The organism is Streptomyces sp. DF42 (assembly GCF_058267695.1).
Map to the genome: position 1 here is coordinate 4,870,955 of NZ_CM177859.1, position 22,145 is coordinate 4,893,099.

21 protein-coding genes are annotated in these 22,145 nt (G+C 71.9%); 13 read left to right on the forward strand and 8 right to left on the reverse strand.

All coding sequences use genetic code 11. The features are described from left to right. Positions 1-53 precede the first annotated feature (53 nt). Together ACYUED_RS22250 and ACYUED_RS22255 are read left to right on the forward strand one after the other, a co-directional pair. On the forward strand, positions 54-896 hold the full coding sequence (locus ACYUED_RS22250) for a J domain-containing protein (protein ID WP_491294006.1): 843 nt from the start codon (positions 54-56) through the stop codon (positions 894-896). A 263-nt stretch (positions 897-1,159) separates the two neighbouring features. Next, positions 1,160-1,489 (forward strand): rhodanese-like domain-containing protein, encoded by a 330-nt coding sequence (locus ACYUED_RS22255; protein ID WP_266520462.1) that lies wholly within the window; start codon positions 1,160-1,162, stop codon positions 1,487-1,489. A gap of 103 nt (positions 1,490-1,592) precedes the next feature. Here ACYUED_RS22255 and ACYUED_RS22260 read toward each other — a convergent pair whose 3' ends face one another. The 6 genes from ACYUED_RS22260 to paaA form a co-directional block, all read right to left on the reverse strand. Beyond that, positions 1,593-2,726, reverse strand: a complete 1,134-nt coding sequence (locus ACYUED_RS22260) for an acyl-CoA dehydrogenase family protein (RefSeq protein WP_491294007.1) — start codon at positions 2,724-2,726, stop codon at positions 1,593-1,595. Between the two features lie 220 nt (positions 2,727-2,946). Next, the gene (locus tag ACYUED_RS22265; protein WP_491294008.1) at positions 2,947-4,008 is read right to left on the reverse strand and encodes a 2Fe-2S iron-sulfur cluster-binding protein; all 1,062 of its coding nucleotides are present in this window, start codon (positions 4,006-4,008) and stop codon (positions 2,947-2,949) included. Then, on the reverse strand, positions 4,008-4,535 hold the full coding sequence (paaD, locus tag ACYUED_RS22270; RefSeq protein WP_491294009.1) for a 1,2-phenylacetyl-CoA epoxidase subunit PaaD: 528 nt from the start codon (positions 4,533-4,535) through the stop codon (positions 4,008-4,010). Before paaD ends, ACYUED_RS22265 begins: the two co-directional genes overlap by 1 nt. Beyond that, positions 4,529-5,251 carry a 1,2-phenylacetyl-CoA epoxidase subunit PaaC gene (gene paaC / locus ACYUED_RS22275; protein ID WP_491294368.1) on the reverse strand — a complete coding sequence of 241 codons (723 nt, stop codon included), beginning with the start codon at positions 5,249-5,251 and terminating at the stop codon, positions 4,529-4,531. The genes paaD and paaC overlap by 7 nt, the downstream gene beginning before the upstream one ends. Positions 5,252-5,304: 53 nt before the next feature. Next, the gene (gene paaB, locus ACYUED_RS22280) at positions 5,305-5,592 is read right to left on the reverse strand and encodes a 1,2-phenylacetyl-CoA epoxidase subunit PaaB (protein ID WP_491294010.1); all 288 of its coding nucleotides are present in this window, start codon (positions 5,590-5,592) and stop codon (positions 5,305-5,307) included. Next, positions 5,589-6,584: a 1,2-phenylacetyl-CoA epoxidase subunit PaaA gene (paaA, locus tag ACYUED_RS22285; protein ID WP_491294011.1), complete on the reverse strand. Its 996-nt coding sequence runs from the start codon at positions 6,582-6,584 to the stop codon at positions 5,589-5,591. The genes paaB and paaA overlap by 4 nt, the downstream gene beginning before the upstream one ends. Before the next feature lie 591 nt (positions 6,585-7,175). On the opposite strand from paaA, the gene ACYUED_RS22290 reads away from it, so the two are divergent. The 3 genes from ACYUED_RS22290 (at position 7,176) to ACYUED_RS22300 (ending at position 10,120) form a co-directional block, all read left to right on the forward strand. Continuing rightward, on the forward strand, positions 7,176-7,976 hold the full coding sequence (locus ACYUED_RS22290; RefSeq protein WP_491294012.1) for a DUF5819 family protein: 801 nt from the start codon (positions 7,176-7,178) through the stop codon (positions 7,974-7,976). Continuing rightward, on the forward strand, positions 7,973-9,217 hold the full coding sequence (locus ACYUED_RS22295) for an HTTM domain-containing protein (RefSeq protein ID WP_491294013.1): 1,245 nt from the start codon (positions 7,973-7,975) through the stop codon (positions 9,215-9,217). Before ACYUED_RS22290 ends, ACYUED_RS22295 begins: the two co-directional genes overlap by 4 nt. Positions 9,218-9,355: 138 nt before the next feature. Then, entirely contained in the window at positions 9,356-10,120 is a 765-nt protein-coding gene (locus ACYUED_RS22300) for a TrmH family RNA methyltransferase (RefSeq protein WP_491294014.1), read from the forward strand. Here the strand turns inward: ACYUED_RS22300 and paaN are convergent. After that, positions 10,117-11,823, reverse strand: coding sequence for a phenylacetic acid degradation protein PaaN (gene paaN / locus ACYUED_RS22305; protein ID WP_491294015.1), 1,707 nt, complete (start codon positions 11,821-11,823; stop codon positions 10,117-10,119). The two genes, ACYUED_RS22300 and paaN, sit on opposite strands and share 4 nt — an antisense overlap. A gap of 160 nt (positions 11,824-11,983) precedes the next feature. Between paaN and ACYUED_RS22310 the strand changes: the two genes are divergently transcribed. Then, positions 11,984-13,501: a 3-hydroxyacyl-CoA dehydrogenase gene (locus ACYUED_RS22310; RefSeq protein ID WP_491294016.1), complete on the forward strand. Its 1,518-nt coding sequence runs from the start codon at positions 11,984-11,986 to the stop codon at positions 13,499-13,501. Continuing rightward, complete coding sequence (locus tag ACYUED_RS22315) at positions 13,498-14,097, forward strand: TetR/AcrR family transcriptional regulator (RefSeq protein WP_491294017.1); 600 nt, start codon at positions 13,498-13,500, stop codon at positions 14,095-14,097. The genes ACYUED_RS22310 and ACYUED_RS22315 overlap by 4 nt, the downstream gene beginning before the upstream one ends. Before the next feature lie 15 nt (positions 14,098-14,112). Here the strand turns inward: ACYUED_RS22315 and ACYUED_RS22320 are convergent, their stop codons facing one another. Next, positions 14,113-14,613 carry an Lrp/AsnC family transcriptional regulator gene (locus ACYUED_RS22320; protein ID WP_491294018.1) on the reverse strand — a complete coding sequence of 167 codons (501 nt, stop codon included), beginning with the start codon at positions 14,611-14,613 and terminating at the stop codon, positions 14,113-14,115. Positions 14,614-14,787: 174 nt separating this feature from the next. On the opposite strand from ACYUED_RS22320, the gene pdhA reads away from it, so the two are divergent. The 6 genes from pdhA to ACYUED_RS22350 all read left to right on the forward strand — a co-directional run bounded on the left by pdhA (position 14,788) and on the right by ACYUED_RS22350 (position 22,099). Then, positions 14,788-15,921, forward strand: a complete 1,134-nt coding sequence (gene pdhA, locus ACYUED_RS22325) for a pyruvate dehydrogenase (acetyl-transferring) E1 component subunit alpha (protein WP_491294019.1) — start codon at positions 14,788-14,790, stop codon at positions 15,919-15,921. Then, positions 15,921-16,925, forward strand: a complete 1,005-nt coding sequence (locus ACYUED_RS22330; RefSeq protein WP_491294020.1) for an alpha-ketoacid dehydrogenase subunit beta — start codon at positions 15,921-15,923, stop codon at positions 16,923-16,925. The genes pdhA and ACYUED_RS22330 overlap by 1 nt, the downstream gene beginning before the upstream one ends. Beyond that, complete coding sequence (locus tag ACYUED_RS22335) at positions 16,925-18,271, forward strand: dihydrolipoamide acetyltransferase family protein (protein WP_491294021.1); 1,347 nt, start codon at positions 16,925-16,927, stop codon at positions 18,269-18,271. Before ACYUED_RS22330 ends, ACYUED_RS22335 begins: the two co-directional genes overlap by 1 nt. A gap of 413 nt (positions 18,272-18,684) precedes the next feature. Continuing rightward, entirely contained in the window at positions 18,685-19,641 is a 957-nt protein-coding gene (locus ACYUED_RS22340) for an NTP transferase domain-containing protein (protein WP_491294022.1), read from the forward strand. Further along, entirely contained in the window at positions 19,638-21,005 is a 1,368-nt protein-coding gene (locus ACYUED_RS22345) for a molybdopterin molybdotransferase MoeA (RefSeq protein ID WP_491294023.1), read from the forward strand. The genes ACYUED_RS22340 and ACYUED_RS22345 overlap by 4 nt, the downstream gene beginning before the upstream one ends. Beyond that, the gene (locus ACYUED_RS22350; protein ID WP_491294024.1) at positions 21,002-22,099 is read left to right on the forward strand and encodes a potassium channel family protein; all 1,098 of its coding nucleotides are present in this window, start codon (positions 21,002-21,004) and stop codon (positions 22,097-22,099) included. The genes ACYUED_RS22345 and ACYUED_RS22350 overlap by 4 nt, the downstream gene beginning before the upstream one ends. The last annotated feature ends 46 nt before the right edge of the window (positions 22,100-22,145 follow it).

Sequence of the window (22,145 nt, forward strand, 5' to 3'; positions counted from 1 at the left end):
GGCGGTGTCGGTGCGCCGGAGTGGGCGCCCCCGTCGTGGCCTACGCTGGGCGGGTGACGAGCCCGGAAGCTGAGCAGGGTGGTGTCGCCGGTGAGGCGCAGGCGACGCCCGAAAACGGTGCGCCGCGTCCCGAGGAGCGGCTGGAGCGGGCCGTGCGGGCCGCCGAGCAGGCGCTGATCGAGTACGAGATCGCGGTGGAGACCTTCCGCGTCGAGGTCGAGAACTTCTCCCGGCTGCACCACCAGAAGCTCGGCCCGATGTACGCCCGCCTCGACGAGCTGGACGCGGAGATCGCCGAGGCCCGGGCCGCCCGCACCGGCGACCCCGAGGACCTGCGCAAGGCGGATGAGGCCCGGGCCCGGGTGATGCCGATGCCCGGAGTCGAGGAGCTGTTCCACGGCTGGATGGACGGGGAGGGCCTCTTCCCGGAAGCCGTGGCGATGCTCACGGACCAGCCCGTGCGGCCTCCGCAGCGGGTGCGCCCCAGTGACGAGGCCCGCAAGCTCTACCGCGAACTGGCCCGCAAGGCGCACCCCGACCTGGCACAGGAGGACACTGAGCGGGCGCGGCGCGAGGAGTTCATCACCCGGGTCAACGCCGCCTATGCCCGCGGCGACGAGGCGCTGCTGCGGGAGCTTGCCGAGGAGTGGGCCAAGGGGCCGGCACCGCAGGAGCGCGGTCCGAGCCACAGCGAGGAGCTCTACGCCCGCCTCGAATGGCTGGCCCAGCGCAAGGAGCTGCTCTCGCTGGTAGCCAAGGACCTGGAGGAGAGCGCGATCGGTGCGATGCTGCGGCTGGCACCGGACGATCCCGACCGGCTTCTGGAGGAGATCGCCGAAAAGCTCCTGGCCGATGTCTCCCAGCGTGAGGCGGAGCTGGCCGAGCTACTGGGCTGAGCCGCGGTGGCGGCCGCGGGTGCGGTCCTTGGGGGCGTGCGACTTGGGGCGTGTGACGCGGGCGTGCGGCCCATGTGCGCCGATCCTGCGCGGTGGCCTGTGGCGGCCGTGAGGCGGTTGTCTTTCGGTGCGGGCTGTCGTTGCGGTGCGGGGCTGTCGCCGGATCAGTGTGCTTGTGGGCCCGGTCGTCCCGCGCGCTCTGGCCGCCCGTTCCGTGGTCGCCCGTGTCGGGTAGCGTCTCAGGCATGCATTTCGGAGCTGGTGTGCCCACGGTCGAGGTCGGAGACCTCAAGGACGGCGACTTCCTGCTGGACGTCCGCGAGGACGACGAGTGGCAGGCGGGTCATGCCCAAGGGGCACTGCACATCCCCATCAGCGATTTCGTGGCGCGCTACGGCGAGCTGACCGAGGCCGCGCCGCAGGACGGCCGCGTCAACGTGATCTGCCGCTCCGGCGGTCGCTCGGCGCAGGTCACGATGTACCTCGTCCAGCAGGGCATCGACGCCGTGAACGTCGACGGCGGCATGCAGGTGTGGGCGGCCGCGGGCCGCCCCGTCGTGACGGACGAGGGGCAGCCCGGGTTCGTCCTGTAGCCCGCGAGGGCCGGCTCAGCCGAGTGGCAGGGCTCAGCAGGGCGGCATGGCTCAGCAGTGGCATGGCTCAGCAGGACGGCAGGGCTCAGCAGGACGGCAGGGCTCAGCCGAGCGGGTGCGCTGCCAGCAGGTCGCCCAGGGCCTCCTCGTGCGCCGCCGCCGGGCCGAGCTGCAGCTCCAGGTGCTTGGCCCAGGCGTGGTACCGGTGCAGGGGGTACTCGACGTCCGCCCCGAACCCTCCGTGCAGGTGCTGTGCGGTCTGCACGACCCGCCGTACGCCCTCCGAGGCCCAGATCTTGGCGACGGCGACGTCACCGGAGACGGGCAGCACGCCGGACGCCGCCGAGGCGATCCGCCACGCGGCCTGCCACAGTGTCACCTCCATCGCGCGCAGGTCGATATAACGGTCGGCGGCCTGCACGGCAACGGCCTGGAAGGTCGCGACGGGGAAGCCGAACTGCTCCCGCTTGCCGGTGTATTCACTGGTCATCCCGAGCACCCGCTCGCCCAGGCCGAGGGCCAGCGCACATGTCCCGCAGGTCAGCAGCTCGCGCAGCCATTCCCAGGCGCCGTCGGCGTCGATGACGTCACGGGTCGCCATCCGTGCGGAATCCAGGCGCAGTTCGCCGAGCCGCTCGCCGGTGGTGGAGACCTGCTCACCGATACCGACGCCCTGGTGGACTCGGGGGACCACGGCGAGGACGGTCCGGCCGGCGGACGTGTGGGCCGGTACGACGACGAAGTCGGCTGTGTGCGCCCACGGCACCGCCGTCTGCACCCCGTCCAGGATCCACGTATCGCCGTCCTGCTGCGCGGTCACGGCGAGCTCGGCCGGATCGTGGCCGGTGAGGCCGTTCGCGGCGACGGTCAGCACCACCTCGCCCCGCCCGGCCCGGGCGAGCAGCGACGACCTCAACTCCTCGCCGCCGTAGGCCTGTACGGCGGCCGCGGCGGCGCTGGTCTCCAGCAGCGGTACGCGCGCCAGTACCTTGGCCGACTCCCGCAGCACCAGGCAGAGCGCGATGGCGTCCAGGCCCGCCCCGCCGTACTCCGTGTCCAGCAGCAGGCTCAGCAGGTCCGCCTCGGCGAGTCTGGTCCACAGCACGCGGTCGAAGTCCTCGGCGACGGCGCCCGGTACCAGCGAGGGACTGGGGACCGCGTCCGGCACGACCCCGGCGAACACCCCCCGTGCCGCCTCGGCCGCCGCCTGCTGCTCCTCGGTGAAGGTGAAGTCCACGTCCTGTCCCTCCGGCGGGTCCGCTGATCTGACGGACCGTCAAGATAGAACAGGTTCTAGAAGAAGGGAACGGTGCGGCCGAGCCCGACCGGAGCGGCGCCGGCGGGTCTGGCCTTGCGGCACAGCCTGGGGCGGCACGACAGCCCGATGCCGCCCGGCCTGCCGCGGGCCGCGCCAGGCCGCGGGCCGGCCCGCCGTCGTGCCGTCCGGCCCGATGCCGTCAGCGGTCGAAGTCCAGGTCCACCTTCTCCGTCACCGGATGCGACTGGCACGCCAGCACATACCCGGCATCCGTCTCCTCCGGCTCCAGCGCGAAGTTGCGGTCCATGCGCACCTCACCGTTGACCAGGAAGGCCCGGCATGTCCCGCACACTCCGCCCTTGCAGGCATAGGGCGCGTCGGGCCGGTTGCGCAGGACCGTCTCCAGCAGGGACTCACCGTCCTGCACGGGCCAGGTCCCGCCGCGGCCGTCGAGCCGGGCGGTCACCATGCTGTGCGCGGGGGCGGTCACGGCCGCGGTGGGGGCGGCGGCATCCACGTGGAAGATCTCCTCGTGGATGCGTGTGCGGGCCACACCGAGTCCGCGCAGGGCCCGCTCAGCGCCTTGCACCAGCCCGAACGGTCCGCACAAGAACCACCCCGTCACCTGTCCCACCGGCAGCAGCGCCGGGAGCAGCCCGGTCAGCCGCTCCTGGTCGAGTCGCCCGGACGGCAGGCCCGCCTGCTGTTCCTCCCGGGACAGCACCGTCACCAGCTGCAGCCGCTGCGGATGGCGGTCCTTCAGGTCGGCGACCTCGTCCAGAAACATCGTCGAGGCGGCCGTCCGGTCGCTGCGTATCAGACAGAACCGGGCCTCCGGCTCACGCGCGAGCAGCGTCGAGACGATCGACAGCACCGGGGTGATGCCACTGCCGCCCACGATCGCCGCGTACAGGCCGGGTGCCGGGTCGAGGGTGAAGCGGCCGGCCGGGGTCATCACCTCCAGCTCGTCGCCGACGTTGATCTCCTTGAGTGCGTAGGTCGAGAACGCTCCGCCCTCGACCAGCCGCACCCCGACCCGCAGCGTGTGGGGGCCTTCGCCGTCGAGGGACGGGGCCGGGGAGCAGATCGAGTACGTGCGCCGTATCTCCGTTCCGTCGGTTCGGCGGCGCAGGGCGAGGTGCTGGCCCGCGGCGTGCCGGTACTCCTCGCGCAGGTGAGGCGGCACGGTGAGGGTGAGGGCCACGGAGTCGTCGGTGAGCCGGTCGACCGCCGCCACCGGGAGCGCGTGGAAGCGGGCCATCACAACTCCTTGAAGTGGTCGAAGGGTTCACGGCAGTCAAGACAGCGCCGCAGTGCCTTGCAGGCGGTGGAGGAGAAGCGGCTGAGCAGCTCGGTGTCGGCGCTGCCGCAGTGCGGGCAGCGCACGGGGTCCGGTGCGGCGACAGCCGTGCGCGTCGGACCGAGGTCGAGGGGGACCGGCCCCGACTCCGCCCGCACGCGCGGGGGCGCTATCCCGAACTCCCGCAGCTTGCGCCGCCCTTCGTCCGTGATGTCGTCGGTCGACCAGGCGGGCTGCAGCACCGTGCGGACGGTGACGTCGCGCATGCCGTGCGCGTGCAGCACCCGCTCTATGTCCAGGGCCATCGCCTCGATGGCCGGGCAGCCGGTGTACGTCGGGGTCAGCTCGACCTCGACCGCGTCCGCGCCGCGCACATGCACCGCGCGCAGGACGCCGAGCTCCTGCAGGCTGAGCACGGGCAGTTCGGGGTCGGGCACCGCACCCGCGGCCGCGAGGAGTTCCGCCTCCAGTGCGGTGGTCGTCACCATGACGCCCCCGGGTGGCTGCGGTGCAGATGCTGCATCTCGGCGAGCATCCGGCCGAAGGGCTCGGTGTGCAGGCCCTGGCGTCCCGCGCCGGCCGTCCACGCCCCCGTCCGCGGTCCCTCGGGGACCGCCAGGGTGGCCCGGTTCAGCACGGCCCGGACGGACTCCAGCCAGACCGCCTCCATCCCGGCCCGGTCGACCTCCAGGCCGTCCACCGGCTGGAACATCTCGCCGGTGAACCGCCACATGGCCGTGCACGCGCGCTGCATGCGCTCGTGGCCGACCTCCGTGCCGTCGCCGAGCCGCAGGGTCCACTGCTCGGCATGGTCGCGGTGGTAGGCGACCTCCTTGACGGCCTTCGCGGCCAGGCCGGCGAAGGGGCCGTGGCCGGTGGCCAGTTCCGCGTACAAGAGGTGCTGGTAGGTGGAGAAATAGAGTTGGCGGGCGATGGTGTGGGCGAAGTCGCCGTTCGGCTGTTCCACCAGCTGGAGGTTGCGGAAGGCGCGCTCCTCCCTCAGATACGCCAGCTCGTCCTCGTCGCCCACCATCGAGAGCAGCAGGCGGGCCTGGCCCAGCAGGTCCAGCGCGATGTTGGCGAGGGCGACCTCCTCCTCCAGGACGGGGGCGTGCCCCGCCCACTCTCCGAGGCGGTGCGAGAGCACCAGGGCGTCGTCGCCGAGGGCGAGGGCGGCCGTCGGGGGAGTCGTGGGCGCCTTGATGGCCGTGGTTGCTGTGGTTGCTGTGGTTGTCCCAGGGGTGGTCTCAGGGGGAGTCACAGGTGCTTCACCCCCTCCGGGATATCGTAGAACGTCGGGTGCCGGTACGGCTTGTCGGCGGCCGGCTCGAAGAACGGGTCCTTCTCGTCCGGTGACGACGCGGTGATCGCGGACGAGGGGACGACCCAGATCGAGATGCCCTCGCCTCGGCGGGTGTACAGGTCACGGGCGTTGCGCAGGGCGAACTCCGCGTCCGGGGCGTGCAGGCTGCCGGCGTGGGTGTGGGAGAGGCCGCGGCGTGAGCGCACGAACACCTCCCACAGGGGCCAGTCGGTGTTCGTCATGCTCGCGTCGCTCCTGTCTCGCCGGTGTGCTTGGCCGCGTAGGCCGCGGCCGACTCCCGTACCCAGGCGCCCTCGTCGTGGGCGCGCCTGCGCTGGGTGATCCGCTGTTCGTTGCACGGGCCGTTGCCCTTGAGGACCTCCCGGAACTCCGTCCAGTCGATCGCGCCGAAGTCGTGATGTCCCCGCTCCTCGTTCCACCTGAGGTCGGGGTCGGGGAGGGTGAGGCCGAGGGACTCGGCCTGGGGGACGCAGATGTCGACGAAGCGCCGGCGCAGCTCGTCGTTCGAATGCCGCTTGATCTTCCACGTCATCGACTGCTCGGAGTGTGCCGACTCGTCGTCGGGCGGGCCGAACATCATCAGGGACGGCCACCACCAGCGGTTCACCGCGTCCTGCGCCATCTCGTGCTGTTCCGGGGTGCCGCGGCTGAGGGCGAGCAGCAGCTCGTACCCCTGGCGCTGGTGGAAGGACTCCTCCTTGCAGACGCGGACCATCGCGCGTGCGTACGGGCCGTAGGAGCAGCGGCACAGCGGGACCTGGTTGGTGATCGCGGCGCCGTCCACCAGCCAGCCGATAGCGCCGACGTCCGCCCAGGTCAGCGTCGGGTAGTTGAAGATCGAGGAGTACTTCTGCCGACCCGAGTGGAGCTTGTCGAGCAGCTCTTCGCGGCTGGTGCCGAGGGTCTCCGCGGCGCTGTACAGATACAGGCCGTGTCCCGCCTCGTCCTGGACCTTGGCCATCAGGATGGCCTTGCGGCGCAGGCTGGGCGCGCGGGTGATCCAGTTGGCCTCCGGCTGCATGCCGATGATCTCGGAGTGGGCGTGCTGTGCCATCTGCCGGACCAGCGTCGCGCGATAGGCGTCGGGCATCCAGTCACGCGGCTCGATGCGCTCGTCGGCGGCCACGGCGGCGTCGAAGGCGCGCTCGTACGCACCGGTGGCGGCGGTGTCTTCCTCGGCGCCGTACGTCTGGTGCGCGGCTGCTGTCGCCATGAGGTCCCCCTCGACCTGGGCTCTGTCCGGAGCATGCTCCCGACCGATCGTTCGGTTCGTGCGCTTCCATGGTGGGACGGGCGCCGTAAGGTGTCAACCGCTGTGGATAACCTGCGTGCGTGCCCTGTGGACAAAGGGGGGACCTCGCGTACGCCGTGATCGGTCGGCCCGGCAGGGGCTGTGCCACGCGGGCAGGCCTGAGTACGGTGCCCGTGCGAGTGCGGTGGCGCGCTGCGCACAGGCGGTACGGCGCCCCTGCGGGCGGGCGGCCGGGGGGCCGGAAGAACGACCGGGATCGGGAGACGGGGCGGAATGGACGCGTACGGCACAGACTCGGACGCCCGGCGCGGGCCGGACGGGCCCGGCGGTGCGGCGGATCCGGACGAAGCGCCCGAGGCGGATGGTCCGTACGAGCCTGCCGGATTTTCGGGAGGGGACGGCCCGTACGAGCCTGCCGGATCTTCGGAAGCGGACGGCCCGTACGAGCGCTCCCGCGCATCCGAGCCTGACGTCTCACGCGAGTCGGAGGGTCCACACGAGCCCGCCGGTCTACCCGAACCCGACAATCGATCTGACCTTGACGGTTCACCCGTGCCCGATGGCGGACCGAAGCGGATCGCCGGTTCGAAGCGGATCGCCGGTTCGGACACGGGCGGAACCGATCTTGGGGCCTGGACCTCCGCAGGTGCCCCCGTCGCCCCCGCATCCGCCTCAACCTCTGCCCCCGGCCCGTACTCCGCGCCGCGTACCGGTGTGGCCGCTCTCTCCCCGCGCTACCAGATCGGCGCCGCGCTGGCGCTCGCGGTCGTCGCCGTCGTCGTCTGTGTGCACGTCGGCATGGTCTTTCTGCATGTCGCGCCGGCGAACACGCTGACCAAGGCACACGGCAAGGCGATCGACGACTGGATCTACCCGGAGTTCGAGCAGAACTGGAAGCTCTTCGCGCCGAACCCGCTGCAGCAGAACATCGCGCTCCAGGTCCGCGCCGAGGTGCAGGCGAAGAACGGCGAGTTGCGGACCACCGGCTGGTACGACCTGTCCGCCGAGGACGGCCGGGCCATCGACGGCAATCTGCTGCCCAGCCACACCCAGCAGAACGAACTGCGCCGGGCCTGGGACTTCTTCGTCGCCACGCACGACAGCACCAACCGCTCGACGGGCCTGCGCGGCACCCTCTCCGAGAGCTACCTGCGGCGCATCGTGATGCTGCGCCTGGACCGCGACGACGCGTCCGGCAAGGGTGGCGTCATCGAGCAGATACAGGTGCGTTCCCGTACCACCAACGTGCCGCCGCCGAAGTGGAGCACGGAGAAGATCTCGGACAAGCCCATGGACCGTGTGCTGCCCTGGTGGCCCGTCACGGCCGCCGACACCGACGGAGGCGCCGAGTGAACCGCTACGCCCTGGCGGTCTCCTCCGCCATCGCGCGCATCACCGGGGCGGCGCTCGGCCCGTATCAGACCGCCGTGGTCCGCATAGGTTTCAGCGCGACCTGGCTGCTGTTCCTGCTGCGCGAGATCCCCCACCGCGACGAGTTGTACGGCCCCGGAAGCCCGTGGAGCTGGGACCTCGCCCAGCAGCTGGTCTCGTCCAACAATGCCTTCACGGCTCTGATGTGGTCGGACACCCGGGGCTGGTTCGAGGTCGTCTACGTGCTCGCCGCCTTGTCGAGCCTGCTGCTGCTGCTCGGCTGGCGCACCCGCACCATGTCCGTTCTGTTCATGATCGGTGTCCTCTCGCTGCAGAACCGCAGCGTCTTCATGGGGGACGGCGGCGACAACGTCCTGCACCTGATGTCCGTCTACCTCGTGTTCACGCGTTGCGGCCAGGTCTGGTCGCTGGACGCGCGTCGGGCACGGCGCGCGCGTGAGGCACGCGCGCGTGGAGAGTACGTCTCGGCCCCGTACGTCAGTGAGCAGTACGTCTCGGACCGGGTCGGCCCCGCGCTGTGGGGCCTGCTCGGGTTCGCGCTGGTCGCGGTGACCGCCGGTGGCCGGTTCGACGGCGTCGACCCGACCGTGCCGGTGATCCTGTGGGTCGTGTGGCTCGCCTCCGCCCTGGAGTGGGCCGTGAGGCGCCGGGCGAGGAGCGGCGAGCCCCGGATCCTGCTGGACGTCATAGCCAACATCGTGCACAACGGCGCCCTCTTCGTGATCATTGCAGAGGCCTGTCTGATCTACGCGACAGCCGGCTGGTACAAGATCCAGGGCACGCGCTGGCAGGACGGCACCGCGGTCTACTACCCCCTCCACCTGGACTACTTCACGCCCTGGCCCGGGCTCGCCGATCTGCTGTCCTCCAGCGGCACGATGGTGATGCTCGTGACGTACGGGACCGTGATCGTGCAGGTCGCCTTCCCGTTCACCCTGTTCAACCGGCGGGTCAAGAACGTCCTGCTGGCCGCGATGATGACGGAACACGCCGTGATCGCCGTGGTCCTCGGCCTGCCGTTCTTCTCGCTCGCCATGATCGCGGCGGACGCGGTCTTCCTGCCGACGTCGCTGTTGCGCCGGCTGGGCGGCTGGGCGGCACGCGCGTGTGAGCGCGTCTTCGACCGCGACGGCCGTGTGACGCTGCCGGGCCCGCGGGCCCCGGAAAACCCCGAGCCCACACGAGCGGGCTCCAGGGCGTGAGCGGGCAGCGTCCAACGCGAGCGGGATCCAGGGCGTGAGCGGGCAGCGTTCGCGCACGTGATCTCGCCGGCGTGATCTGCCTGGCATGAGGGCGGAGCAGGCGGGGTGCCGTGCGCACGCGCACGTAGGCTGCACGCCATGACCGACCCCACTGCCGGCCCTATGAGCGACTGGCGCCGGCTCGCCGGCACCTGCGTGCTGCTCGACGGCTTCCACGCCCTCAAGCACGCCGTGCGTTTCGGAGCCGAGTTGCCGGTGGCGGTCACCACCGACCGGCGGGCGGCGCTCGCCCTCGCCGACGAACTGGCCCCCGACGTACGGGACAGGTTGGCCGAACTCCTCACCGAGGTGCCGGAGCCGGCGTATCGGAGCCTGGTCCCGCGCCCGCACCCCACCGCCGTGGCGGCCCTGGCCGTACGACCGTCTCGCGCGGCCAACCTCGACAGGCTGGCGCACACCCCCCGCACCGCACCCGTCGTGGTCCTCGACAACCCGCGCAACCTCGGCAACGCGGGTGCCGTGATCCGGCTGGCCGCCGGGTTCGGCGCGACCGGGGTGGTTACCACCGGCACGCTCGACCCCTGGCACCCCACGGTCGTGCGAGGCGGGGCTGGACTGCACTTCGCGACCGCCGTGGAACGGCTGGCCGTCGACGAGCTGCCGACGGGCCCGCTGTACGCCCTGGACCCGGAGGGCGACGACATCCGGGGGGTCAAGCTCCCGGACGACGCCGTCCTCGCCTTCGGCTCCGAGCGCAGCGGCCTGTCCGCCGAACTACGCGCACGTACCGACCACTTGCTGTCCCTCCCGATGCGTCCCCAGGTCTCCAGCTACAACCTGGCGACGAGTGTGGCCATGGCGCTGTACCACTGGAGTGCCACCGGGGGCGCGAGCGCCCTCTAGGCCTCCCGGCGGACCTCCACCACACGGAAACGGCTGGCCACGAACGCACCGTCCGTGAGCGCCGCGTTGGCCGCCGGGTTGCCGCCCGAGCCGTGGAAGTCGGAGAAGGCGGCCGTCTGGTTCACATACACCCCGCCCGTGAGGTTCAGCGACAGCTGGGCGGCCTCTTCCAGGCATACCTCCTGGACCGCCTGCTCGACCTCCTCGTCGGTCGTGTACGCCCCGACCGTCATCGCGCCCTTCTCGCGGATGGTGCGCCGCAGCAGCTCCGCCGCGTCGGCCGCCGAGTCGACCGCGACGGCGAACGAGACGGGACCGAAGCACTCGCTCATGAACGCGGCCTCGTCGTCCGCGCCCTCCCAGTATTTCCGCGCACCGTCCAGCTTCACGATCACCGGGGTGCGCACGACCGCGTCGGGGAACTCCGGGTTGCTGATCTCGCGTGAGGCCAGGGCGACTTCGCCGAGTCCGGCCGCCGCCTCCAGGCGGGCCTTCACGTCCGGGTTGACGATCGCGCCGAGCAGGGCGTTCGCGCGCGCGTCGTCGCCGAGCAGACCGTCCACCGAGCGGGCGAGGTCGGCGACCACCTCGTCAAAGGTCCGCGGCCCCTCGTCGGTGCGGATGCCGTCACGCGGAATCAGCAGGTTCTGCGGGGTGGTGCACATCTGGCCGCTGTACAGCGACAGCGAGAACGCCAGGTTGGAGAGCATGCCCTTGTAGTTCGACGTGGAGTCCACGAGGACCGTGTTCACGCCGGCCTTCTCCGTGTAGACCTGCGCCTGGCGGGCGTTGGCCTCCAGCCAGTCCCCGAAGGACGTCGAGCCCGTGTAGTCGATGATCCGGATCTCCGGGCGGGTGGCCAGCGTCTTGGCGATGCCCTCACCGGGACGCTCGGCGGCCAGGGCCACCAGGTTCGGGTCGAAGCCCGCCTCGGCGAGCACCTGACGGGCCACCTGCACGGTGAGCGCGAGCGGCAGCACCGCGCGCGGGTGGGGCTTGACCAGGACCGCGTTGCCGGTGGCCAGGGAGGCGAACAGTCCCGGATAGCCGTTCCACGTCGGGAAGGTGTTGCAGCCGATGACCAGCGCGATCCCGCGCGGGACCGACGTGAACTGCTTGGTCAGCGCGAGCGGGTCGCGCTTGCCCTGCGGCTTGGTCCACTCCGCCGTGTCGGGTGTGCGGACCTGCTCCACGTACGCGTACGCCACCGCCTCCAGGCCGCGGTCCTGCGCGTGCGGGCCGCCCGCCTGGAACGCCATCATGAACGCCTGGCCGCTGGTGTGCATGACCGCGTGCGCGAACTCGTGCGTCCGGTCGCTGATCCGCTTGAGGATCTCCAGGCACACCACCGCGCGCATCTCCGCGCCCGCGTCCCGCCACGCGCGCTGTCCGGCCTTCATGGCGGGCAGCAGTTCGTCCACGTCGGCGTGCGGGTACGTCACGCCCAGCTCGATGCCGTACGGCGAGACCTCGCCGCCCACCCAGTCGTCCGTGCCGGGCTGGCCGAGGTCGAGGCGGGTGCCCAGGAGGGCGTCGAAGGCGCCCTTGCCCGCCGCCATGTCCAGGCTGCCGCTCTCGCCGTAGGCCTTGGGGTGTTCGGGGTGCGGGGACCAGTACGCGCGCGTGCGGATCGCTTCCAGCGCCTGGTCGAGGGTGGGCCGGTGCTGGGAGATCAGCTCGTGCGTGGTCAGTTCGGCGGCCATGCTGGGTCAACTCCTCGTCTTGTGAACTCTTCGTCGAGCTCATGACCTGGGCAGAAACATGGGCAGGAACAGCCGGTCAGAGTTAGAGTAACCGAACGATCGGTCGGGACAAGGGGGTCCGCCGCATCTGTGGAAAACGCCGTGCGGGAGGATCGCGCACATGACAGCACTCGACCTCAGCAGCCCCGTGGCCGTCGTCGGCACCGGCACCATGGGCCAGGGCATCGCCCAGGTCGCGCTGGTCGCAGGCCATCGCGTACGGCTGTACGACGCCGCTTCCGGGCGCGCCCGGGAAGCCGCCGAGGCCATCGGCGCCCGCCTCGACCGGCTCGTCGAGAAGGACCGGCTCGCGGCCGCCGACCGGGACGCGGCACGCGACCGTCTGCTGCCCGCCCAGAGCCTCTCCGAACTCGCCGACTGCTCCCTGGTCGTCGAGGCGGTCCTGGAGCGGCTGGACGCCAAGCAGGAGCTGCTGCGCGAACTGGAGGGCATCGTCGGCGAGGACTGTCTGCTCGCCACGAACACCTCGTCCCTGTCCGTCACCGCCATCGGCGGCGCGCTGCGCAACCCCGGCCGCTTCCTCGGCCTGCACTTCTTCAACCCCGCGCCGCTGCTGCCCCTCGTCGAGGTCGTCTCCGGGTTCGCCACCGACGTCTCGTCGGCCACGCGCGCGTACGAGATGGCACGCGCGTGGGGCAAGACACCCGTCGCCTGCGCCGACACCCCCGGGTTGATCGTCAACCGCATCGCCCGGCCCTTCTACGCCGAGGCCTTCGCGGTCTACGAGGCCCAGGGCGCGGAACCCGCCACCATCGACGCGGTGCTGCGCGAGTCCGGCGGCTTCAGGATGGGCGCCTTCGAGCTGACCGACCTCATCGGGCAGGACGTCAACGAGTCGGTCACGCACTCCGTGTGGCAGTCCTTCTTCCAGGACGTGCGCTTCACGCCGTCGCTCGCCCAGCGGCGTCTGGTCGAGTCGGGCCGGCTCGGCCGCAAGAGCGGTCACGGCTGGTACGACTACGGCGACGACGCCGACAGCGCCGAGCCGCACACCGCGGAGCCCGCACAGCCGCCCGCGTACGTCGTCGTCGAGGGCGACCTGGGCCCCGCGTCCGAGCTGCTCGGGCTGATCCGCGAGGCGGGCATCGCCGTACGCGAGGAGGACGAGGACCACGGCACCCGGCTGGTCCTGCCGGGCGGCGGCCAGCTGGCGCTCGCCGACGGCCAGACCTCCGTGGAGTTCCGCGACGTCGTCTACTTCGACCTCGCCCTCGACTACCGCAGGGCCACCCGCATCGCCCTGTCCGCCTCCCAGGACACCGCGCCGAAGACCCTCGCGGAGGCCACCGGCCTCTTCCAGGCGCTCGGCAAGGACGTCAGCGTCATCGGCGACGTACCCGGCATGATCGTCGCCCGCACGGTCGCCCGGATCATCGACCTGGCGCACGACGCCGTCGCCAAGGGCGTGGCCACCAAGGAGGACATCGACACCGCGATGCGCCTGGGCGTCAACTACCCGCTCGGACCCTTCGAGTGGAGCCGCAAGCTGGGCCGCAACTGGGCGTACGCCCTCCTCGACGACCTGCACCTGCGCGACCCCTCCGGGCGTTATGCGCCGTCCCTGGCGCTGTACCGCCATGCGTACGCCACCGACAAGCGGGAGGGCAGCACGTCATGACCACCGCCAAGCGCGACACGTACACCCCGGAGACGCTGCTGTCCGTCGCCGTCCAGGTCTTCAACGAGCGCGGCTACGACGGCACCTCCATGGAGCACCTCTCCAAGGCGGCCGGCATCTCCAAGTCGTCGATCTACCACCATGTGGCCGGCAAGGAGGAGTTGCTGCGCCGTGCCGTCAGCCGGGCGCTCGACGGACTCTTCGGGATCCTCGACGAGGAGCACGCGCGCGTGGGACGCGCCGACGAGCGCTTCGAGTACGTCGTCCGGCGCATGGTCGAGGTGCTGATCGGCGACCTGCCGTACGTGACGCTGCTGCTGCGCGTGCGCGGCAACACGGCCACCGAGCGGTGGGCCCTGGACCGGCGCCGGGACTTCGACCACCAGGTGGCCGAGCTGCTGAAGGCGGCGTCCGCCGACGGGGACGTGCGCGAGGACGTCGAGGTGCGGCTCGCCACGCGGCTCGTCTTCGGGATGATCAACTCGATCGTCGAGTGGTACCGGCCGGACGGACGCGGCACGAGCGAGCGCGAAGTCGCCGACGCGGTCGTGCAGTTGGTCTTCGGAGGTCTCCGCAAGGAGACCAGGGAGACCTGACAGGCCCTCGCAGGCTCAGCCCTGCGGCTCCAGGTCCTCCTCCTCGAACACCAGCAGCGTGCGCGTACTGAGCACTTCCGGCATCGCCTGCAGCTTGGTGAGCACCACTTCACGCAGCGCCCTGTTGTCCGAGGTGTGCACCAGCAGCAGCACGTCGAAGTCACCGCCCACGAGAGCGATGTGGGAGGCACCCGGCAGCTGTCTGAGCTGCTCGCGCACCGTGCGCCAGGAGTTCTGGACGATCTTCAGCGTGATGTACGCCGAGGTGCCCTGACCTGCGCGCTCGTGGTTGACGCGGGCGCCGAAGCCGCGGATGACGCCGTCCTCGATGAGGCGGTTGATACGCGCGTAGGCGTTGGCGCGCGAGACGTGCACCCGTTCCGCGACCGACCGTATCGACGCGCGGCCGTCCGCCTGGAGCATCTGCAGGATGTCCAGATCGATCGCGTCGAGGGGACGGGGCATCGGCGGCTGGCCGCCGCCCTCCGCCCCTTCGGCCATTTGTTCAGGTGCCATGTCCCCCCGCTTCCCTACCATGGACGTACTGCGTTCATTTGAGGTTGTGGAGAACCGTTTGTCCACAGCCTGAAGGTGCCTGTAGCCAAAATGTGCCGACGACCGAACAATCGGTAGGTGAGGCGCATCACACCCGTGACGCGCCTGAAGCCGCTCCCACGAGGAGGTGCCGTCATGACGGTCATGGAGCAGCGGGGCGCGTATAGGCCGTCCCCGCCGCCCGCCTGGCAGCCGCGCACGGACCCCGCGCCGCTGCTGCCCGACGCGGAGCCCTACCGCGTCCTCGGCACCGAGGCCGCGGCGAAGGCCGACCCGGCGCTGCTGCGCCGCCTGTACGCCGAGCTGGTACGCGGCCGCAGGTACAACGCGCAGGCGACCGCCCTCACCAAGCAGGGCCGCCTCGCCGTCTACCCCTCCACCACCGGCCAGGAGGCCTGCGAGGTCGCCGCCGCGCTGGCCCTTCAGGAGCGCGACTGGCTCTTCCCGAGCTACCGCGACACGCTCGCCGCCGTCGCACGCGGCCTGGACCCCGTCCAGGCGCTCACCCTCCTGCGCGGCGACTGGCACACCGGCTACGACCCGCGCGAGCACCGCGTGGCCCCCCTGTGCACCCCCCTGGCCACCCAGCTCCCGCACGCCGTCGGCCTCGCGCACGCCGCCCGCCTCAAGGGCGACGACGTGGTCGCGCTCGCCATGGTCGGCGACGGCGGCACCAGCGAGGGCGACTTCCACGAGGCGCTGAACTTCGCCGCCGTCTGGCAGGCCCCGGTCGTCTTCCTGGTCCAGAACAACGGCTTCGCGATCTCCGTCCCGCTGGCCAAGCAGACCGCGGCCCCGTCGCTGGCCCACAAGGCCGTCGGCTACGGCATGCCCGGCCGCCTGGTCGACGGCAACGACGCGGCCGCCGTACACGAGGTCCTCAGCGACGCCGTGCGGCACGCGCGCGAGGGCGGCGGGCCCACGCTGGTCGAGGCGATCACGTACCGCATCGACGCCCACACCAACGCCGACGACGCGACCCGCTACCGCGGCGACACCGAGGTCGAGACCTGGCGTGCGCACGACCCGATCGCGCTCCTTGAGCGCGAGCTGACCGAACGTGGTCTGATCGACGAGGACGGCATGCAGGCCGCCCGCGACGCCGCCGAGACCATGGCCGCCGACCTGCGTGAACGCATGAACCAGGACCCGGTGCTCGACCCCATGGACCTGTTCGCCCACGTCTATGCCGAGCCCACCGGCCAACTGCGTGAGCAGCAGGCCCAGTTGCAGGCCGAGCTGCACGCGGAGCAGGAAGGCGGGCACTGATGACCACCGTCGCCCTCAAGCCGGCCACCATGGCGCAGGCCCTCACGCGCGCGCTGCGCGACGCCATGGCCGCCGATCCCACCGTGCACGTCATGGGCGAGGACGTCGGCACCCTGGGCGGTGTCTTCCGGGTCACCGACGGGCTCGCCAAGGAGTTCGGCGAGGACCGCTGCACGGACACGCCGCTGGCCGAGGCGGGCATCCTCGGGACGGCCGTGGGCATGGCGATGTACGGACTGCGGCCCGTCGTCGAGATGCAGTTCGACGCGTTCGCCTACCCGGCGTTCGAGCAACTGATCTCGCACGTGTCCCGCATGCGCAACCGCACGCGCGGCGCGATGCCGCTCCCCCTCACCATCCGCGTCCCCTACGGCGGTGGCATCGGCGGCGTCGAGCACCACAGCGACTCCTCCGAGGCGTACTACATGGCGACTCCCGGGCTCCATGTCGTCATGCCCGCCACGGTCGCCGACGCCTACGGCCTGCTGCGCGCCGCCATCGCCTCCGACGACCCGGTCGTCTTCCTCGAACCCAAGCGCCTGTACTGGTCGAAGGACTCCTGGAACCCCGAGCACCCGACGGACGTTGAACCGATAGGCCGCGCGGTGGTGCGGCGCTCGGGCCGGAGCGCCACGCTCATCACGTACGGACCGTCGGTGCCCGTCTGCCTCCAAGCCGCCGAGGCCGCACAGGCCGAGGGCTGGGACCTCGAAGTCGTCGACCTGCGCTCCCTGGTGCCGTTCGACGACGAGACGGTCGGCGCTTCGGTACGACGGACCGGGCGCGCGGTCGTCGTGCACGAGTCGGGCGGGTTCGGCGGCCCGGGCGGGGAGATCGCGGCCCGTGTCACCGAGCGCTGCTTCCACCACCTGGAAGCGCCGGTGCTGCGCGTGGCCGGGTTCGACATCCCCTATCCGCCGCCGATGCTGGAGCGACACCACCTGCCCGGCGTGGACCGGATCCTGGACGCCGTGGGGCGCCTGCAATGGGAGGCCGAGGGCTGATGGCACACGCTTCTGACATGCACAGCCTGGAGTTCAGGCTCCCCGACCTCGGGGAGGGGCTCACCGAAGCGGAAATCGTCCGTTGGCTCGTCGAGGTCGGAGACCTCGTCACGATCGACCAGCCGGTCGTCGAGGTCGAGACGGCCAAGGCGATGGTCGAGGTGCCCTGCCCCTACGGCGGTGTGGTCACCGCCCGCTTCGGCGAGGAGGGCGCGGAGCTGCCTGTCGGGGCCCCGTTGATCACGGTGGCGGTCGGCGCACCTGCCACCGGCCGCGAGATGGAGGGCTCGGGCAACGTACTGGTGGGATACGGCACGTCGGAGGCGCCCGCGCGGCGGCGGAGGGTGCGGCCGGGACAGGCTGCGCCCGCTGCGTCCGGGGAGGCGAACGGACAGGTCGGTGCCCCCGTGGCGGCGGAGGGACCCGTTCCCGTGATCTCGCCGCTGGTACGCAGGCTCGCCCGGCAGAACGGCCTGGACCTGAAGGAGATGACGGGCTCCGGCCCCGACGGACTGATCCTGCGGGCGGACGTGGAGTACGCCCTGCGTGCCGCCGAGGCCCAGGGGCGGACCGAGCTGACGGCGGAGCAGCCGGCCGACCTCGACGCGCGCGTGAGGCCCGCGCCGACCTCGACCCCGCCCGCAGCCCACGGCACGGAAATCCGCGTCCCGCTCAAGGGCGTCCGAGGCGCCGTCGCCGACAAGCTCTCCCGCAGCCGCCGCGAGATACCGGACGCGACCTGCTGGGTGGACGCCGACGCGACCGAACTCATGCGCGCGCGGACCGCGATGAACGCGCCGGCCGGGGTTACCCGGATCTCCCTGCTCGCCCTGCTGGCAAGGATCTGCACGGCTGCTCTCGCGCGCTTCCCCGAGCTCAACTCCGCCGTCGACATGGAGGCGAGGGAGGTCGTCCAGTTCGACCACGTGCACCTCGGATTCGCCGCGCAGACCGAGCGCGGTCTTGTCGTCCCGGTCGTACGGGACGCGCATGCGCGGGACGCCGAGGCGCTGACCGCGGAGTTCGCCCGGCTGACCGAGGCGGCCCACGCGGGAAGGCTGACGCCCGGGGAACTCACCGGCGGGACCTTCACGTTGAACAACTACGGAGTGTTCGGCGTCGACGGCTCCACGCCGATCATCAACCACCCCGAGGCCGCCATGCTCGGTGTCGGACGCATCGTCCCCAAGCCCTGGGTGCACGAGGGCGAGCTCGCGGTGCGACAGGTCGTCCAGCTCTCGCTCACCTTCGACCACCGGGTGTGCGACGGCGGCACGGCGGGCGGCTTCCTGCGGTACGTGGCGGACTGCGTCGAACAGCCGGCGGTCCTGCTGCGCACTCTGTGAGCGTGCGCGCTGCGTGAGCGTGCGCACCTGTGACCGCGCACCGCGCACCGCGCACCGCGTGACCGCGTCACCCTGTGACCCGTGTCCCCGGGGACACCCGCACGTTCCCTCGGTGGCCCGGTGGCCCGGTGGCCCGGTGGCCCGGTGGCCCGGTGGCCCGGTGGCCCGGTGGCCCGGTGGCCCGGTGGCCCGGTGGCCCGGTGGCCCGGTGGCCCGGTGGCCCGGTGGCCCGGTGGCCCGGTGGCCCGGTGGCCCGGTGGCGCCGGTGGCCCGGTGGCCCGGTGGCGCCGGTGACTGCGTGAGCCGGGACCGTGCCCCTGGGCACCCCTGGGCACGCCGTGCTCCCGGGGGCCCCGTGCCCCCGGAGACACCCGCACATTCCTTGTGATCGCCACGGCACGCATACTCGGGGGATGACCTCGTACGAGCCCTCCGGGTACGAGCCCTCCGGCGACCGTGGCGCCGCTCCGGCGTACGACGCGCTTGTGCTCGCCGGGGGCGCCGCCCGGCGGCTCGGCGGTGCCGACAAGCCCGGTGTGCGCGTCGGCGGCCGGGCGCTGCTGGACCGGGTGCTGGCCGCCTGCGCCGACGCCCGCAGGACCGTCGTCGTCGCCGAGTCCCGGCCCACCGCGCGGCCCGTGCTGTGGGCCCGTGAGGACCCGCCCGGCGGGGGACCCCTTGCAGCGCTCGGCGCCGGGCTGCACCACACCACGGCCGAACAACTCGTCGTCCTCTCCGCCGACCTGCCCTTCCTCGGGGCGGCCACGGTACGGCGGCTGCTGACCGCACTCGGCTCGAGCCAGAGCGACGGTGTCCTGCTCACCGACGCCGACGGCCGTGACCAGCCCCTCGTGGCGGCCTACCGCACGCACCCGCTGCGTCGCGGACTGGCCGCGCTCGCCAGCGAGCACGGCGAGCTCACCGGACTACCGCTGCGCCGGCTGACCGCCGCCCTCGACCTCACCCGTGTCCCGGACCCCGTCGCGTCCTTCGACTGCGACACCTGGGACGACATCGCCGCCGCCAGGGCACGTATCAGGGAGCATGGGCACGTGTTGGATGAATGGATTTCCACAGCCAAGGACGAGCTGGGGATCGACCTCGACGTCGACACCGGCGTCCTGCTCGACCTCGCCCGCGACGCCGCGCACTCGGTGGCCAGGCCCGCGGCACCGCTGACCACCTTCCTCGTCGGCTACGCGGCCGCGCAGGCCGGAGGAGGCCCCGAAGCCGTCGCCGAAGCCGCCCGCAAGGCCGCGGCCCTCGCCCTGCGCTGGGCAGACGAGGCAGACGAGGCCGACAAGGCCGGGGGCGCAGGGCCTGACGCAGCGCCCGGCGCCGGCCCCGATACCCGCCCGGACGCCGGATGACCGCCCGCCCCGCCCCGACCGGCGAGGACGCCGAGGACCTCGACGTCGAGGAGGTGCTCGCCCTGGTGAACGACCCTGACAGCCGCGCCCCCGGCGACGGCGTCCCCGCGCCCGCCTCGCACGGCGCACACCACGCCGCGCCGCACACGTCCGACGCCCACCACCGGGCCACCCGCTGGCCCGAGGCACGGGCGATCGCCGCACGCGCCGGCCGTTCCGGCACCCGACGCGCCCTGGTCTCGGTCCCGCTCGGCGCCTCCCTCGGCCTCACCCTCGCCGCCCCGCTCACGGCCCTGACCGACCTGCCCTCCTTCGACACCTCGGCGATGGACGGCTGGGCGGTCGCGGGACCCGGCCCCTGGGACGTACGGGACGAGGGCCTCCTGGCCGGACACGCCGAGCCGGAGGCCCTCACCGACGGCGAGGCCGTCCGCATCGCCACGGGCGCCCGCATTCCCCAGGACACGACCGCCGTGCTCCGCACCGAACACGGCCGCATCGATGAAAAGGGGCGCCTGCACGCCTCCCGAGATATTCAGCACGGGCAGGACATCCGCCCCCGCGGCCAGGAGTGCCGCTCCGGCGACCAACTCCTGCCCGTCGGCGCCCTGGTGACCCCGGCCGTACTCGGCCTCGCCGCGGCCGCCGGCTACGACACCCTCACGGCCGTCCCCCGCCCCCGCGTCCATGTGTTCGTCCTGGGCGACGAGCTGCTCACCGAGGGTCGGCCGCACGACGGCCTCATCAGGGACGCCCTCGGCCCCATGCTGCCGCCCTGGCTGCGGGCGCTGGGCGCCGAGGTCACCTCCGTGCGACGGCTCGGCGACGACGCGAAGGCCCTACGCAAGGCCGTCACCGGCTCCGACGCCGACCTGATCGTCACCACCGGCGGCACCGCCTCCGGCCCCGTCGACCACGTCCACCCCACGCTGCGCCGTATCGGCGCCGAGCTTCTCGTGGACGGCGTCAAGGTACGCCCCGGCCATCCCATGCTGCTGGCCCGCACCAAGGAGAACCAGCACCTGGTCGGCCTGCCCGGCAACCCCCTCGCCGCCGTCTCCGGCCTGCTCACCCTCGCCGAACCCCTGCTGCGCACCCTTGCCGCACGCCCCGCCCCGGAGCCGTACACCCTGCCGCTCCAGGACGCCGCACACGGGCATCCGTACGACACCCGGCTCATCCCCGTGGTGCTCCGCGGCGACAGCGCCGTGCCGCTGCACTACAACGGACCGGCCATGCTGCGCGGCATCGCGGCGGCCGACGCCCTCGCCGTCGTACCACCGGGCGGCGCCCGCCCCGGTCAGGAGCTCGAACTCCTCGATCTGCCCTGGGCCTCCGCCGGAATCGGGGTGTGTTTCACGTGAAACTTCCGGGCCATGACGTGATCGCCCGCCAGGCGGACGAACATCTCGTGACCCACAGGGTGGAACTCCCGAAAAATGTGGTGGATCGCCCGATCCGCCAGGTGACCAAACGCGTACTGCTCGCGCTGCTGGTGCTGGTCGCGACCGCCTTCATCGTCTACGTCGACCACGAGGGCTACAACGACAACTCCGACGGAGCGGTCGACCTGCTCGACGCCTTCTACTACGCGACCGTCACCCTCTCCACCACCGGCTACGGCGACATCACCCCGGTCAGCGATGCCGCCCGGCTCACCAACATCTTCGTCATCACGCCGCTGCGCGTGCTCTTCCTGATCATCCTGGTCGGGACCACGCTCGAGGTCCTCACCGAACGCACCCGTGAGGAATGGCGACTGAACCGCTGGAGGTCCGCCTTGCGCGATCACACCGTCGTAGTCGGCTTCGGGACGAAGGGGCGCTCGGCGATCCAGACCGTCTGTGCGACGGGGCTGAAGAAGGAGCAGGTCGTCGTGGTCGACCCCAGCTCCAAGGTGATCGAAGCCGCGACGGCCGAGGGCTACGCCGGCGTCCTCGGGGACGCGACGCGCAGCGATGTGCTCAGACGGGCCGAGGTGCACCGGGCGCGGCAGATCATCATCGCCACCCAGCGCGACGACACGGCCGTGCTGGTCACGCTGACGGCCCGGCAGCTCAACCGCGGGGCGAAGATCGTGGCCGCGGTGCGCGAGGAGGAGAACGCGCCGCTGCTCCAGCAGTCCGGCGCCGACGCGGTCATCACCAGCGCCAGCGCGGCAGGCCGTCTGCTCGGCCTGTCCGTGCTCAGCCCCGCGGCCGGCATGGTGATGGAGGACCTCATCCAGCAGGGCAGCGGGCTCGACATGGTCGAACGACCGGTCATAAAGGCCGAGGTGGGAAAGAAGCCGCGGGAGACGGAGGACCTGGTGGTGAGCGTCGTACGCGGGCACCGGGTGCTCGGATACGACGATCCGTCCCTCGGCACACTGCAGTTGACGGACCGTCTGATCACGATCGTACGGGCGACACCGGGCGCGCAGGTGGCGCCCGACGTCCGGCCGTTGCGGCGGGACTGACCAGCTGGGGTGGTGGAGCCGCACCGCCCGCCGCCGCGGGGGGAGC

Bases quoted from the DNA above. Each gene is read 5' to 3' on its own strand.
- ACYUED_RS22265 (WP_491294008.1), bottom strand. From the start codon at position 4,008: ATGGCCCGCTTCCACGCGCTCCCGGTGGCGGCGGTCGACCGGCTCACC.
- paaD (WP_491294009.1), bottom strand. From the start codon at position 4,535: ATGGTGACGACCACCGCACTGGAGGCGGAACTCCTCGCGGCCGCGGGT.
- paaB (WP_491294010.1), bottom strand. From the start codon at position 5,592: ATGACGAACACCGACTGGCCCCTGTGGGAGGTGTTCGTGCGCTCACGC.
- paaA (WP_491294011.1), bottom strand. From the start codon at position 6,584: ATGGCGACAGCAGCCGCGCACCAGACGTACGGCGCCGAGGAAGACACC.
- ACYUED_RS22300 (WP_491294014.1), top strand. From the start codon at position 9,356: ATGACCGACCCCACTGCCGGCCCTATGAGCGACTGGCGCCGGCTCGCC.
- paaN (WP_491294015.1), bottom strand. From the start codon at position 11,823: ATGGCCGCCGAACTGACCACGCACGAGCTGATCTCCCAGCACCGGCCC.
- ACYUED_RS22310 (WP_491294016.1), top strand. From the start codon at position 11,984: ATGACAGCACTCGACCTCAGCAGCCCCGTGGCCGTCGTCGGCACCGGC.
- ACYUED_RS22315 (WP_491294017.1), top strand. From the start codon at position 13,498: ATGACCACCGCCAAGCGCGACACGTACACCCCGGAGACGCTGCTGTCC.
- ACYUED_RS22320 (WP_491294018.1), bottom strand. From the start codon at position 14,613: ATGGCACCTGAACAAATGGCCGAAGGGGCGGAGGGCGGCGGCCAGCCG.
- pdhA (WP_491294019.1), top strand. From the start codon at position 14,788: ATGACGGTCATGGAGCAGCGGGGCGCGTATAGGCCGTCCCCGCCGCCC.
- ACYUED_RS22330 (WP_491294020.1), top strand. From the start codon at position 15,921: ATGACCACCGTCGCCCTCAAGCCGGCCACCATGGCGCAGGCCCTCACG.
- ACYUED_RS22335 (WP_491294021.1), top strand. From the start codon at position 16,925: ATGGCACACGCTTCTGACATGCACAGCCTGGAGTTCAGGCTCCCCGAC.
- ACYUED_RS22340 (WP_491294022.1), top strand. From the start codon at position 18,685: ATGACCTCGTACGAGCCCTCCGGGTACGAGCCCTCCGGCGACCGTGGC.
- ACYUED_RS22345 (WP_491294023.1), top strand. From the start codon at position 19,638: ATGACCGCCCGCCCCGCCCCGACCGGCGAGGACGCCGAGGACCTCGAC.